Below are 14185 nucleotides of genomic sequence, written 5' to 3' on the forward strand. Positions count from 1 at the left end.
ACTTCACCGGCGTCTCCTCCCCCTACGAACGGCCCGAAAACCCCGACCTCGCCCTCGACACCACCGCCAACACCCCCGAACAACTCGCCGACCACGTCATCAGCCTCATCACCCGAAAAGGCCTCATAGACCCGACTTGACAACATAGACGGAAATTGAACTATACCCAGAGTGGGGCAAAGCTCTTCCCAGGGCCACTGCAATCGTCCTAAATATTCGCTTCAAGAAGCGCTAAGGAGGCTAAAATGACTTCAGAGTCAGCCGCTCCCAAGATAATGACGCCGCGCAAGGTGCGAAATCGAGTCAAGAAGATTTCTGAAGCGCCGACCCCGAAGGAAGCCAAGCGCATGCGGGTGCGGCTGATGCGGGCCGTGATCCGTGCGGTGGCCAACAATACGATCAAGGCGCCGCGGAAGTGCGCGCGTATCCTTCAGAACGGCCTCGCCAGCAAGGCGGCGTGACTGGTCGCCTGCCGGGCTGAGCTGGCATATCAGGGCGCGGGGCGCGCCAGCGTCCTGAGACTTCAACCGCGGGGCTTTGGCCGCGCGGTTCCATTTTGCGGCGCCGGTGGTTGAGCGTAAGGGGAAATGTAGTGGCGGAGACGGCGCGCGAGGATGGGCCTGATTTCATCTGTATCGGGCTACAGAAGGCGGGGACGCAGTGGCTTTATGATCAGCTTCAGTTTCATCCGGATTTCTGGATGACGCCGATCAAGGAGCTGAACTTCTTCTTCCCTCAGTTCCAAAATGGCAGCGCCGTTCTTGCGGCCCAGCGATTCCACGCCAATCCCAAAAAGATCAAGAAGGTGAACCTCCGCCGTCTTAAAGACGGCGTAAGGCCTCTGGAGAAGCCCGATCTCGTGTTCTTCGAGATCGTCTATGACATGATCAACAAGACGCGGGACATGGACGACTACGCGCGCCTGTTCTCGCCGAAAGGCCAATTGTTGAGCGGCGACGTCACGCCGCGTTTCTCTGTCCTCGACGGCGAAACCGTACAGGCTCTGGCGGATCGATTTCCACGAACGAAGGTCATCCTGATGCTTCGAGATCCCGTGGAGCGCGCCTGGTCCCACTGGAGAATGGTGATTTCGCGGGGGCAGATACCAGCGGAGGCCGAGCAGGATGCGCCCTCGCTTCGGCGCTTCTTCCGCAGACCGTTCAACCGTTCGCTGTCATACCCGACGGAGATCGCGAAACGGTGGCGCGACGCCTTCGGCGAGGACCGGTTCCACTTCTTTTTCCTCGACGAGGTGACGAGCGACCCGGCCTCGGTTCGCGAGCGGTTCATCTCGCTGCTTGGCGGCGACCCCAGCAAATCGTCCTTCCTTGACCCTGGCTATAACAGGAAGGCAAAGCCATTCGTCTCCTCCCGAACGGAGCCGGTGCAGCGCCTTATGCGGCATCTTTTTGAAGCAGAGCGAAAGGCATGCGCCGAAACCTTCGGCGGCCCGGCGCGCGAGTGGCTCAACGCGCCGTACTAATCGGGTGACATCAGGGCGGCCGAGTGAATCGCGCCGCCTGCGCCTTGATAAACGTCGTGATCACGGGTCCTGGTGACGCCGCTCGAACCGCGAACGCGAACGGCGCGTCTTCGCCCTGCAACGGCCTCCACCGCCAGTCTCTGAGGGGGCTGATTATGTCAGGCGCATGCCGCGTTCGACGCGACCAGGCGATCGACGCGTCCGATCGGCTCGAGGTCTCATTGATATTCTGGCAGTTCCCTCGTCGGGCAAGCTGAACCAACGGTCGGGTGCGGCGTTCAAGTGGGCCGAGCGCCACGGGCGCGCCACGTTTTTCCTGGATTGACGGATGGGTCGTTCTGGGACGCAGCAACCGTTGGGAGAGGCCGATGCGATCACTGCTCTTGATGTTCGCGTTGGTGATCGCTTCCCCCGCAGGCGCCTGGGGGGCTCTTGGGCATCGGACGGTGGCTTATGAGGCCGAAGCCCTGCTTACGCCTACAGCGCGAAACGGCGTTCGGCAGCTATTGAGCTCGGAGGGCGGCGGAGATCTGGCTTCGATCGCCACCTGGGCGGACGAGATCAGAAGCGCCGCTCCAGATGGACCTCGGCACACCGTTCAGCTCCCGCTCGATCACCAGGCATACAGTCCGAACGCGCGCTACTGCAGCCAACCTCGGCCGTGCCTGGTCAAGGCTCTCGATGGCTACATAGCCGTCCTGCAGGATCGTACGCGGTCCGACGCAGAGCGGCTCCGCGCCTTGAAGTTCGTGGTTCACTTCGTGGCTGAGGTGCATCAGCCCACCCATGCCACGCGGGGCAAAGGCCGCCAGTGGGTCGTCCTCAACGGCAGGCCCGTGACCATCAACCGGCTGTGGCAGACCGCCCTGCTAAAGAGGGAGGGCCGCGACCCCAAAACCCTCGCGGACAAGCTCATGGCTGATCAGGGCGCGGTAGCGGAAGCTAGGGCGCTCCCATTGAAAACTCCAGGCAGCTGGGCCGGAGAGAGCAGGGACATCTCGCGCGACTTTATCTATAGCGGTCCCTACGGCATCGATTTTCGCGATGGCCGTACGCAGGAGGAAGCCGTGGAGCTCGCTCCGGATTACGCCGAGAGAGCCACCCCCCTGATCAATCAGAGGCTCCGCTTAGCCGGAATCCGGCTAGCCGCCGTTCTGAACCGGGCCTTCGACTGAGATCAATCGCGCCTGCTGTAGATTCCGACGCGCGTCGCCGGATCGTAGGGCTCGGCCTTAAGCCCCATACGGGCGAGCTCCGCCTCGACATGCGCCACGCCGTGGTCGCCGATCATCGTGGGATGCAGTTCCAGGATGACGAGATTGACGGTCGGCATTTCGATCCCGGTGAACAGGTCGAGCTCGCCGCCCTCAATGTCGGCGATCAGAACCTCCGGTTCGTCCTCCTGCAGGAACTTCTCCAGCGGAATGGCCTCGACGAGAACGCCTTCCGAGCCCTGCGCTTCAGCCTTGATGCTTGATCCCCAGAACGTCTTTGCGATCTTCATCTTGCAGAAGCCGGCCGCCAACGCGGCGGGATCAGAGGTCGCAACGCAATTTTCGACCCGGATTCCGGTGACGCCGTTGAGCTTGTGCGTCTCCTTGATGACCGGGATCAGGCGCGGGTCGGCCTCCACGACCGTGTAGGAGGCCGGGCGCTTAAAGCGCGACACGAGCGTCGAGATAAAGCCGAGCCCGCCGCCGAGCTCCAGCACCCGCTCTCCGCCCTTCATATAGGACTGAATCGCCGAAGCCTCGCGGATCTCGTAGCGCCCGTTCTTCATCTTGTCCGCGACCTTTTTATTGATCAGGTTCGGATCGAACGGAAAATCAATACCGAAGGCCGCATGCGTGATCTTTGGAGATTGTCCCCTGCCGAGCGGAGCAGGGCCGAACTGAGAAAGCGTCGCGTCGACGTCAGCGACAGCTTTCGACCATGAAATGAGCGGCGTCCGTACCTGATCAATCAATCCTTGGTCGTATTCCGCTGTTTTCATGAAGATGCCGATCGTATCGCCCCAATATCTGTAGGGCGTGACCGAGCCATATTCATAACGGCCATTATCGGCCCGGGCGGGTTGATCGCTGTGGACTCTCACCAGGCGAAGATGCGCAAAGGCTGCCAAGGCTTTGAAGCCGTCGGAGTAGAAGCGCCAAGCGTCGATGGCTCCGCCGTGGGGGTGTCCGCGCGAAGGCGCCCCGAGCATGATCCGTCCGCCAACCTTAAGGAGGCGAGCCATCTCAAGGAAGGTGGTCCAGAAATATGGAATGTTTTCGAAACGGTGGCTGCAGATGACGACGTCCACAGAGCCCGATTCCAGAGGAATCTCGTAGGGGCTGGACAGCACTATGTCGACGCCAGCGCCAGCTTCGATGTCAACGCCAGTTAACTCATGTCTATAGCCCTTGAAGAGATCGGCAATCTTCAGGGCGGCGTCGTTGCTTGCTTTAGCGCCGAAGTCGACCACCGTATAGCTTAGCTTCGGGTCGAGGAAGTCCCGGACGGCTTCGCTCAGGTGTCCGTACACGGATTTATGCAAGTCGCGTCCCCCAGCTAGCCCGTCTCGTCATAAATATGTTATCTACTTTGCGCGGCGCAGCATCGCAAGCCACAGAATTTGATCATGTGATCACTTGGCAAGCATGGCGCGCGGCAGGGTTGTATTTGAACCGGAGGTTGGGGTGGCGGAGATTTCGACCTTCGAGGTCGTTCGCGAAGTCATGTCGCTTTGGGAGCGTGAGGCCGATCGGGTGCAGAAGCTCGATCGCGACATGCACTATCTGGTGAGGATGAGCGAGGGCGCAGCGGGGCTCCGTCTCTTCCTCGTCGCGCGCGCGGCGACGGGTTGCCCTGACGCCGTCTATCTGCGACCGCGCGGGCAGCCGCGCTCGACGCTCAAGCCGGAGCTCGTCTACCAGGACGACACGATCGTGCTCTACACGCTCACCCTGAAGCCCCGGCACATCGTCGAGCAGGCGCGGTTCTTCCTGCGACAGGACGACGCCTGGCACCGCGTCATCCGGCCGTTCCACACCGGAATCGACCTGCCGCCCGGCTGGGGCTTTTCGGCGCATCACCTGTATCTCGAATACGGAATGCCGAAGTCGGACGCCCCGATGCAGCGGGCCTTCATCCAGTATGTCGAGACAGCCGACGACGCCGTCGTGCTGAAGGGCGTGCTGATCGCCAATCGAAAGATCGGCGCTGCCACGCTCGGCATCCGCAAATTCCGCGATGAGGGGAAGTGCTGGACGGAGCCGGTGAAGCTGAAGCGGGCCGGCTGGGTGTTCCGGCAGCCCGGCAGCGCCTACCAGGTCTATCGTGGCGAGCAGGCTTATCGCTTCGAGGTCAAGCTCTCGCTCGACTGGTCCTTGCTGCCGGCCTCGATCTACAGCGTGACGCTGCATGTCGACGACCGCGCTACCGGGTTGCACGCGTTCAACGCGCATTTCTCTGGCCGTCAGAAGCCGCTCGCGGTCGGCGGAGTGGTGGTTCATCCGTTCATCGACCGCGCTTCCGCAACGCTACGCTTCGAACGGCTGGCGATCACCAGCGCTCAGTGGGACGAGCTTGCCCGCTACGCCGCGAGCGCGCCGGCGCGCGATGTGTGCCTGTTCGGCGAATACACCAACGCCGCGCGCGACAATGCGACCCATCTTTTCCGCTACGCGCTCGACCGCGGCCACGTGCGCTCCTATTACGTGATCGAGGAGGAGTTCCGCTCCGAGGTGGGCGGCGAGCACGTGCTGTCGTTCGGCAGCTACGAGCACCTCAGGAGATGCGTGGAGTGCGGCGTGATCGCGTTCACGCATCATCCCTCCTACGTCTATCCCTATTTCGCCGAGACGCTGCTGCCGCGATACCCGCGGACGATCTTCCTACAGCACGGCGTGACCGCGCTGAAGAAGAGCATGGACGCCTATGCGAGTTCGCGGCGCGCCTTCGACGTCTTCGCGGTGTGCTCCACCCAGGAGGCGGGCTTCGTGATGAAGGCCTGCAAATACGAGCCGAGCCGCATCCGCGCCGCCGGCTTCCCGCGGTTCGACAACCTCGTGCGGCTGGCCCAGGCGCGCGTCGGCGAAAGCCGGGACATCATCGTATTTCCCACCTGGCGGCCGGGGCTCGAGCGGATGACGCTGGACGAGTTCGCCGCGTCGAACTTCTGCGGCCAATGGGCGGCGGCGATCGACAGGCTGCGTGAGGCGGCGGACGAACTCGGCGCGAATCTGAGGCTCGTCGGCCACCCGATCATCGCCCGGCATGTCGAGCAGTTCGGCGCCCGCGCGCACGACATCGCCGACGTCAGCGACATCCAGGAGATTCTCGCCGGTGCGGCCTGCGTGATCACCGACTATTCGTCGATCGCCTTCGACGCGCTCTATATCGGCCGGCCGACGGTGTTCTTCACCTTCGACGCCGAGGAGTACCGGTTCGCCGAGAATGCCTTCATCGACGTCGAGCGCGACCTGCCAGGGCCGCGGGCGGCGACGCCCGACGAGGTCGAACGCGAGGTGCGGCAGATCTGGAGCCGCCGGGGCGCCGCGGACAGCGCGCTGGAGCGGGCGCGGCGGCAGTATTTCCGGCATGTCGACGACCGCAACTGCGAGCGGCTGATGCAGGCCGTATCGGACTGTCTCGAGATCGACCGCAATGGCGGCTCGACCGACGAAGGGCCGCTCGCCCGGGAGACCGCGGAGTAACGTCAGGGGCGGGGCAGCCCTGCGCCCCGCCGCACGCTAGGGCGACGGCCGGCCCCTCGGGGAGAACCCGGCGGCGCTCTTTGGAATTCTTCCGTTTCGCGTCTGGCATGCCTTGCGCCTTTTGGCGCAGGGGTCTAAGCCTCCGCGCCGAGGCGCTTTGCTGCGTCGCACTGGCGCGCGGCGGAGCCCGCTGGCGCGACGGCTCAGGCGTCAGCCGGAGGCGAAAAGGCGATGACGGACCTGCTTTCCGACTATCTCCCGCTGGTGGTTTTCCTCGGCGTCGCGCTGCTCATCGGCGTCGCGCTGCTCGTCTCGCCGTTCCTGGTCGCCTATCGGAATCCGGATCCCGAGAAGCTCTCCGCCTATGAGTGCGGCTTCAATGCGTTCGACGACGCGCGGATGAAGTTCGACGTCAGGTTCTACCTCGTCGCCATCCTGTTCATCGTCTTCGACCTCGAGGTCGCCTTCCTGTTCCCCTGGGCGGTCGCCTTCAAGGCCGTGGGGCTGTTCGGTTTCTGGTCGATGATGATCTTTCTCGGCGTGCTGACCGTCGGGTTCGTCTATGAGTGGCGGAAGGGAGCTCTGGAATGGGACTGAACGCTCCCCGCGCCGAGACCCTGGTCGCGCCGGCCCCAAAGGGCTTGGTGGACGGGTCCGGCCGCCCCATCGGCCATGACGACCGCTTCTTCGGCGACGTCAACGCCGAGCTCTCCGACAAGGGCTTCCTGGTCACCACCGCGGAAGACCTCATCACCTGGGCCCGCACCGGCTCGCTGATGTGGATGACATTCGGGCTCGCCTGCTGCGCGGTCGAGATGATGCAGGCGTCGATGCCGCGCTATGACGTGGAGCGCTTCGGCTTCGCGCCCCGCGCGAGCCCGCGCCAGTCGGACGTGATGATCGTGGCCGGCACGCTGACCAACAAGATGGCTCCGGCGCTGCGCAAGGTCTACGACCAGATGCCGGAGCCGCGCTACGTCATCTCCATGGGCTCCTGCGCCAATGGCGGCGGCTACTACCACTACTCCTATGCGGTGGTGCGCGGCTGCGACCGCGTCGTTCCGGTGGACATCTACGTTCCGGGCTGCCCCCCGACCGCGGAGGCGCTGCTCTACGGCGTGCTGCTGCTGCAGAAGAAGATTCGCCGCACCGGCACGATCGAGCGGTGAGGGCGGGGCGATGGCCGAAGACCTTCTGACCGCGCTCGGCGCGCATATCGCGCAAAACCTCGGCGCCTCCGTGCGCGCGGCGCGGGTCGCGTTCGGCGAGCTGACGCTGGAAGCCGAGGCCGCCGACATCGTCTCGCTGCTGACGTTCCTGCGCGACGATCCCGAGTGCCGCTTCGTCTGTTTCATCGACATCTGCGGGGTCGACCGGCCGGCGCGCCAGAAGCGCTTCGACGTCGTCTACCACCTGCTCTCGCCGTACAAGAACACGCGCATCCGGGTGAAGGTCGAGGCCGACGACGAGACGCCCGTTCCGTCCGTCACCGGCGTCTTCCCGGGCGCGCTCTGGTTCGAGCGCGAGGCCTATGACCTCTACGGCGTGCTGTTCTCGGGTCATCCGGATCTGCGGCGCCTGCTGACCGATTACGGCTTCGACGGTCATCCGCTGCGCAAGGACTTCCCGATGACCGGCTTCGTCGAGGTCCGCTGGGACGACGAAGCCAAACGCGTGGTCTACGAGCCGGTCCGGCTCAACCAGGAGTTCCGCAACTTCGACTTCCTGTCGCCATGGGAGGGCGTGGACTACGTTCTGCCCGGCGACGAGAAGGCCAAGCAGCCGCAGTGAGCCAAGCCATGGCGGCCGGAGACAGGGTTCAGAGCAGGTGCCTGTGCGGGGCCGTGAGCTTCGCCGCGACGCTCAAGGACGGCGCGATGCACGCCTGTCACTGCGGCATGTGCCGGCGCTGGGTCGGCGGGCCGTTCCTGTATCTGCCGATCGATCCGGCGAGCCTGGAGCTCACGGGCGGTGACGCGGTCGGACGATACCGGTCGTCCGCGAACGCGGAGCGCGGCTTCTGCAAGGTCTGCGGCTCGACGGTGTTCTGGCGCGCGCTCGACGGCCGCAGCGCGGACGTCTCGTCTCAGGCCGTCGACGATCCCGGCCGCTTCCCGTTCGAGAGCGAAGTCTTCTACGAAGAGAAGCCAGCCAATTACGAATTCGCCAACCCCACCCGCAAATGGCGCGGGGACGAGATCGCAGCGTGGCGGGAGTCCAGGACGGATGGCTGAGCAGGACATCCGCAACTTCACCATCAATTTCGGCCCGCAACATCCTGCGGCCCATGGTGTTTTGCGCCTCATCCTGGAGCTCGACGGAGAGGTCGTGGAGCGCGTCGATCCGCATATCGGGCTGCTGCATCGCGGCACCGAGAAGCTGATCGAGGCCAAGACCTACCTGCAGGCGATGCCTTACTTCGACCGGCTCGACTATGTCGCGCCGATGAACCAGGAGCACGCCTTCTGCCTTGCGACCGAGCGATTGCTCGGCGTCGCCATCCCGATCCGCGCGCAGCTCATCCGCGTGCTCTATTGCGAGATCGGCCGCATCCTGAGCCACCTCCTCAACGTCACCACGCAGGCGATGGACGTCGGCGCGCTGACGCCTCCGCTCTGGGGCTTCGAGGAGCGCGAGAAGCTCATGGTGTTCTACGAGCGGGTGTCCGGCTCGCGCATGCATGCGGCCTATTTCCGTCCCGGCGGCGTGCACCAGGACATGCCGACCGAGCTCGTCGACGACATCGACGTCTGGTGCGACGGCTTCTTCCAGGCGCTCGCGGACATCGACGCGCTGCTGACCGAGAACCGGATCTTCAAGCAGCGCAACGTCGACATCGGCGTGGTGCCGCTGCATGAGGCCTGGGAGTGGGGCTTCTCGGGCGTCATGGTCCGCGGCTCCGGCGCCGCCTGGGATCTGCGCAAGTCGCAGCCCTATGAGTGCTACGCCGAGATGGATTTCGACGTTCCGGTCGGAAAGAACGGCGACAATTACGACCGCTACCTGATCCGCATGGAGGAGATGCGCCAGTCGACGCGCATCATGCAGCAGTGCTGCGCCCGGCTGCGCAAGGAGACCGGCCCGATCGCGACGCTCGACGGCAAGGTCGCGCCGCCGAAGCGCTCCGAGATGAAGCGCTCGATGGAGGGCCTCATCCATCACTTCAAACTCTACACCGAAGGCTATCGGGTCCCGGAGGGCGAGGTCTACGCCGCCGTCGAGGCGCCGAAGGGCGAGTTCGGCGTCTATCTGATCTCCGACGGGACCAACAAGCCGTATCGCTGCAAGATCCGCGCGCCGGGCTTCGCGCATCTTTCCGCCATGGACCATCTGTGCCGCGGAACCATGCTGGCCGACGTCTCGGCGATCCTCGGCTCCCTCGACATCGTGTTCGGCGAGGTCGACCGGTGAGGGCCGCTGTCGCGACTGCGCTGCTGTTCGGGAGTTCCGTCCCGGGCTTGGCCGAGAAGGCGCTCGATCTTGCGCGCTACGACTGCTCGCTTCCGACCGAGGATAAGACTGTGCGCGGCGACGACCTCGCCCGGCAGGGCTACCAGATCGCGAACCGCTCCCGGTTCGGCGACGTGAACGTCATGATGATCGACCCGCGCTCGAGCGCGCTCGTGAACTGCTTCAAACGGCAGGGAGAGGGCCGCTAATGTCCGTCCGTCGCCTCGCCGAGGTCCAGCCCGAGAGCTTCGCCTTTACGCAGGATAACCTGCGCTGGGCGGAAGGGCAGATCGCCAAATACCCGGAAGGCCGCCAGATGTCGGCCGTCATCCCGCTGCTGTGGAAGGCGCAGGAGCAGAACGGCGGCTGGGTGCCGGAGCCGGCGATCCGGGCGATCGCCGAGATGCTCGGCATGCCGACGATCCGGGTCATGGAGGTCGCGACCTTCTACACGATGTTCAACCTGGCCCCGGTCGGCGAGCACTTCGTCCAGCTCTGCGGCACGACGCCCTGCGCGCTGCGCGGCGCGAACGCTCTCAAGGAGGTCTGCCGGAAGGTGATCGGCGAAGAGCGCCACGTCACCGCGGACGGCAAGCTCAGCTGGCTCGAGGTCGAGTGCCTCGGCGCCTGCGCGAACGCGCCGATGGCGCAGATCAACTACGACTATTTCGAGGATCTCGATCCGGCGAGCTTCGAGGCGCTGCTCGAGGATCTGCGCGCCGGGCGCGAGGTTCAGCCTGGCTCGCAGACGGGCCGCTCCTGCTCCGCGCCGTTCGGCGGCGACACCTCGCTGACCGACGAAACGCTCTATGACGGCTCGCGCGTCGGCGCCTGGCGCAAGCGCTTCGAGGGCCATGGAGAGGGCGAGCAGACGTCGCCCGACAAGGCAGGGCGGCCGGGCGACACCACGCGGCCGGAAGCCAAGTCCAGCGCGGACAAGCGCGACGCTGACGCTGCTCCGGGCGCCCGCGCGAGCGACCGCAGCCGGCGCGAGGGCCAGCCTTATCTCGGCTCCGGCGCCCAGCCGACGCCGAAGACCGACGTCGCTTCCGGTTCGCCGACCGTAGGAACCTCGCCGGACAAGCCGGCCGACCCCGGCGTCGCGCCCGTCGAAGGCGCGCCGAAGACGGGCAAGGACGGGAAGGCCTGAACATGCTGACCGACCGCGACCGCATCTTCACCAACCTCAACGGCCGCCACGGCGCTGACGTGAAGTCCGCGCTGCGCCGCGGCGCCTGGGATGGCACCAAGCTCCTGCTCGAGAAGGGCAGGGACTGGATCATCGCCGAGATGAAATCCTCGGGCCTGCGCGGCCGCGGCGGCGCCGGCTTCCCGACCGGCCTCAAATGGTCGTTCATGCCGAAGCCGCAGGAAGGCCGGCCGCATTATCTCGTCGTCAATGCCGACGAGTCGGAGCCCGGCACCTGCAAGGATCGGGAGATCATGCGGAACGACCCGCATCTCCTGATCGAAGGCTGCCTGATCGCGTCTTTCGCGATGCACGCCAACGCCTGCTACGTCTACATCCGCGGCGAATATGTCCGCGAGCGCGAGGCGCTGCAGCGCGCGGTCGACGAGGCCTATGCGGAAAACCTCGTCGGGCCGAACAACAAGCATGGCTGGCCGTTCGACATCTACGTCCATCACGGCGCGGGCGCTTACATCTGCGGCGAGGAGACCGCGCTGCTCGAGAGCCTCGAGGGCAAGAAGGGCATGCCGCGGCTGAAGCCGCCGTTCCCGGCCAATATGGGCCTCTATGGCTGCCCCACGACGGTCAACAACGTCGAGTCGATCGCGGTCGCGGGCGAGATCCTCAGGCGGGGCGGCGACTGGTTCGCCGGCCTCGGCAAGCCGAACAACACCGGCACCAAGCTGTTCTCGATCTCCGGCCATGTCGAGCGGCCGTGCAATGTCGAGGAAGAGATGGGCATCTCGCTGCGCGAGCTTCTCGAGAAGCATTGCGGCGGCGTGCGCGGCGGCTGGGACAATCTTTTGGGCGTGATCCCGGGCGGCTCCTCCGTCCCGGTGTTGCCGGAGCACCAGTGCCAGGATCTGTCGATGGACTTCGACACGCTCCGCAACCTGAAGTCCGGCCTCGGCACCGCGGCGGTGATCGTGATGGACAAGTCGACCGACATCATCCGCGCCATCGCCCGCATCTCGTATTTCTACAAGCATGAGAGCTGCGGCCAGTGCACGCCGTGCCGCGAGGGCACCGGCTGGATGTGGCGGGTGGTGAGCCGCATGGCCGAGGGCCGCGCCGAGAAGCGCGAGATCGACATGCTGCTCGAGGTCACGACCCAGATCGAGGGCCACACCATCTGCGCGCTCGGCGACGCGGCGGCATGGCCGGTGCAGGGGCTGATCCGGCACTATCGCCATGAAATCGAGCGTCGGATCGACGAATACACCGCCCGCTCGACGCCGGCGGATTACGCGATGCCGGCCGTGGCGGCGGAGTAGGGCGACCATGACCAAGATCATCGTCGACGGCGCCGAGATCGACGTCCCGGCCGAATACACGATCCTGCAGGCCTGCGAGGCGGCGGGGGCAGAGATCCCGCGCTTCTGCTTCCATGAGCGGCTGTCGATCGCCGGCAATTGCCGGATGTGCCTCGTCGAGGTGAAAGGCGGGCCGCCGAAGCCGGTCGCCTCCTGCGCGATGGGCGTGCGCGACCTGCGGCCCGGCCCGAACGGTGAGCCGCCGGTCGTCTCCACCCGCTCCCCGATGGTGCGCAAGGCGCGCGAGGGGGTGATGGAGTTCCTGCTCATCAACCACCCGCTGGACTGCCCGATCTGCGACCAGGGCGGCGAGTGCGACCTGCAGGACCAGTCGATGGCCTACGGGGTCTCAGGCTCGCGCTTCTTCGAGAACAAGCGCGCGGTCGAGGACAAATATATCGGCCCGCTGGTGAAGACGCAGATGAACCGCTGCATCCATTGCACGCGCTGCGTCCGCTTCGTGGCGGAGGTCGCCGGCTCGCCGGAGATCGGCGCCATCGGCCGCGGCGAGGACATGGAGATCACGACCTATCTCGAAACCGCGATGACCTCGGAGCTGCAGGGCAACGTCATCGACCTCTGCCCGGTCGGCGCGCTGACCTCGAAGCCCTATGCGTTTAAGGCGCGGCCCTGGGAGCTCTCCAAGACCGAGTCGGTCGACGTAATGGACGCGCTCGGCTCGGCGATCCGGGTCGACGCGCGCGGCCGCGAGGTGATGCGCATCCTGCCGCGCGTCAATGAGGACGTGAACGAGGAGTGGATCTCCGACAAGACCCGCTTCGTCTGGGACGGCCTTGGAACGCAGCGGCTCGACCGGCCTTACGTGCGCGAGAACGGCCGGCTGCGGCCGGCGAGCTGGGGCGAGGCGCTGGGCGTCGTGGCCGCCCGGCTCACGGCTGCGCATAAGGGCCGCGTGGGCGCGATCGTCGGCGACCTTGCGGCGGTCGAAGAGATGTTCGCGCTCAAGGACCTGTTCGACCGGCTCGGCGTGCAGAACCTCGATGCGCGCCAGGACGGCGCGGCCTTCGATCCGACGCAGGGCAGGGCGAGCTACATCTTCAACCCGACCATCGCGGGCGTCGAGCAGGCGGACGCGATCCTCCTGATCGGGACTAATCCGCGCCACGAGGCGCCGGTGCTGAACGCCCGCATCCGCAAGCGCTGGCGGCGCGGCGGCGTGCGCGTCGGCCTCGTCGGCGAGCGGGTGGACCTGACGTATGGGGCGGAGCATCTCGGCGCCGGTCCCGAGACCCTGACCGAGCTCGTGGAAGGCAAGCACTCCTTCGGGAAGGTCCTCGCCGAAGCCGAACGGCCGCTGATCATCGTCGGCGCCGGCGCGGCGGCGGGCGAGGGCGGCGCGGCTGTGCTCTCGGCAGCGGCGAAGCTTGCGAAGAATGCGGGCGCGCTGGCGGCGGGCTGGAACGGCTTCGCCGTGTTGCACGCGGCGGCGAGCCGCGTCGGGGCGCTCGACCTCGGGCTCGTCCCGGGCGAGGGCGGATTGACCGCGCGCGAAATGGCGCAGGCCGGGGCGCTCGACCTGCTGTTCCTGCTCGGCGCCGACGAGATCGACGTCCAGCCGGGCGCCTTCGTGGTCTATGTCGGCACCCATGGCGACCGCGGCGCGCACCGCGCGGACGTGATCCTGCCGGGCGCGGCCTACACCGAGAAGTCCGGCCTCTACGTCAACACGGAAGGCCGGGTGCAACTCGCCAACCGCGCCACCTTCGCGCCCGGCGAGGGCCGCGAGGACTGGGCGATCCTGCGGGCGCTGTCCGAGCAGGTTGGGGCGCGGCTGCCCTACGACACCATGGCTCAGCTCCGTTCGGCTCTGTTCGCTGCGCATCCCCACATGCGGGCGCTGAACGAGATCGCGTCGGGCGACGCCGCGGACGTCGAGCGTCTCGCCGGGACCGGCGGCGCACTTGGACGCGAGCCGTTCCGCGCCGCGGTGCCGGACTTCTACCTCAGCAATCCGATCGCCCGCGCGTCCGCCGTCATGGCCGAGATGAGCGCGCTGCGCGCCGCCCGCTTTGCGCAGGCCGCGGAGTAAGCC

General features: G+C 65.9%; 14 protein-coding genes. 13 read left to right on the top strand and 1 reads right to left on the bottom strand.

The window, feature by feature from the left end; genetic code table 11:
* Positions 1-275 precede the first annotated feature (275 nt).
* The 3 genes from VM780_RS01440 (at position 276) to VM780_RS01450 (ending at position 2658) form a co-directional block, all read left to right on the top strand.
* Positions 276-461 (top strand): hypothetical protein, encoded by a 186-nt coding sequence (locus VM780_RS01440; protein ID WP_325444368.1) that lies wholly within the window; start codon positions 276-278, stop codon positions 459-461.
* A gap of 131 nt (positions 462-592) precedes the next feature.
* Positions 593-1483, top strand: a complete 891-nt coding sequence (locus VM780_RS01445) for a sulfotransferase (protein WP_325444370.1) — start codon at positions 593-595, stop codon at positions 1481-1483.
* Positions 1484-1851: 368 nt separating this feature from the next.
* Positions 1852-2658, top strand: coding sequence for a S1/P1 nuclease (locus VM780_RS01450; RefSeq protein WP_325444372.1), 807 nt, complete (start codon positions 1852-1854; stop codon positions 2656-2658).
* A gap of 2 nt (positions 2659-2660) precedes the next feature.
* Here VM780_RS01450 and VM780_RS01455 read toward each other — a convergent pair whose 3' ends face one another.
* The gene (locus VM780_RS01455) at positions 2661-4019 is read right to left on the bottom strand and encodes a methyltransferase domain-containing protein (protein WP_325444374.1); all 1359 of its coding nucleotides are present in this window, start codon (positions 4017-4019) and stop codon (positions 2661-2663) included.
* Between the two features lie 142 nt (positions 4020-4161).
* Here VM780_RS01455 and VM780_RS01460 point away from each other — a divergent pair, with 142 nt between their 5' ends.
* The 10 genes from VM780_RS01460 to nuoG all read left to right on the top strand — a co-directional run bounded on the left by VM780_RS01460 (position 4162) and on the right by nuoG (position 14182).
* A complete protein-coding gene (locus tag VM780_RS01460; RefSeq protein ID WP_325444375.1) occupies positions 4162-6180 on the top strand; it encodes a CDP-glycerol glycerophosphotransferase family protein in 2019 nt (672 codons plus the stop codon).
* Between the two features lie 231 nt (positions 6181-6411).
* On the top strand, positions 6412-6777 hold the full coding sequence (locus tag VM780_RS01465) for an NADH-quinone oxidoreductase subunit A (protein WP_325444377.1): 366 nt from the start codon (positions 6412-6414) through the stop codon (positions 6775-6777).
* Positions 6768-7349: an NADH-quinone oxidoreductase subunit B family protein gene (locus tag VM780_RS01470; RefSeq protein ID WP_325444379.1), complete on the top strand. Its 582-nt coding sequence runs from the start codon at positions 6768-6770 to the stop codon at positions 7347-7349. The genes VM780_RS01465 and VM780_RS01470 overlap by 10 nt, the downstream gene beginning before the upstream one ends.
* A 10-nt stretch (positions 7350-7359) precedes the next feature.
* The gene (locus VM780_RS01475) at positions 7360-7971 is read left to right on the top strand and encodes an NADH-quinone oxidoreductase subunit C (protein WP_325444381.1); all 612 of its coding nucleotides are present in this window, start codon (positions 7360-7362) and stop codon (positions 7969-7971) included.
* An 8-nt stretch (positions 7972-7979) separates the two neighbouring features.
* Positions 7980-8414 (top strand): GFA family protein, encoded by a 435-nt coding sequence (locus VM780_RS01480; RefSeq protein ID WP_325444383.1) that lies wholly within the window; start codon positions 7980-7982, stop codon positions 8412-8414.
* Complete coding sequence (locus tag VM780_RS01485) at positions 8407-9591, top strand: NADH-quinone oxidoreductase subunit D (RefSeq protein WP_325444385.1); 1185 nt, start codon at positions 8407-8409, stop codon at positions 9589-9591. The genes VM780_RS01480 and VM780_RS01485 overlap by 8 nt, the downstream gene beginning before the upstream one ends.
* Positions 9588-9839 (top strand): hypothetical protein, encoded by a 252-nt coding sequence (locus VM780_RS01490; protein ID WP_325444387.1) that lies wholly within the window; start codon positions 9588-9590, stop codon positions 9837-9839. Before VM780_RS01485 ends, VM780_RS01490 begins: the two co-directional genes overlap by 4 nt.
* Positions 9839-10780 (top strand): NADH-quinone oxidoreductase subunit NuoE, encoded by a 942-nt coding sequence (nuoE, locus tag VM780_RS01495; protein ID WP_325444389.1) that lies wholly within the window; start codon positions 9839-9841, stop codon positions 10778-10780. Before VM780_RS01490 ends, nuoE begins: the two co-directional genes overlap by 1 nt.
* 2 nt (positions 10781-10782) lie before the next feature.
* Positions 10783-12093: an NADH-quinone oxidoreductase subunit NuoF gene (gene nuoF / locus VM780_RS01500; RefSeq protein ID WP_325444391.1), complete on the top strand. Its 1311-nt coding sequence runs from the start codon at positions 10783-10785 to the stop codon at positions 12091-12093.
* A gap of 7 nt (positions 12094-12100) precedes the next feature.
* A complete protein-coding gene (gene nuoG, locus VM780_RS01505; protein WP_325444393.1) occupies positions 12101-14182 on the top strand; it encodes an NADH-quinone oxidoreductase subunit NuoG in 2082 nt (693 codons plus the stop codon).
* Positions 14183-14185 lie beyond the last annotated feature (3 nt).

Source organism: Hansschlegelia sp., assembly GCF_035538955.1.
Classification (GTDB): Bacteria; Pseudomonadota; Alphaproteobacteria; order Rhizobiales; family Methylopilaceae; genus Methylopila.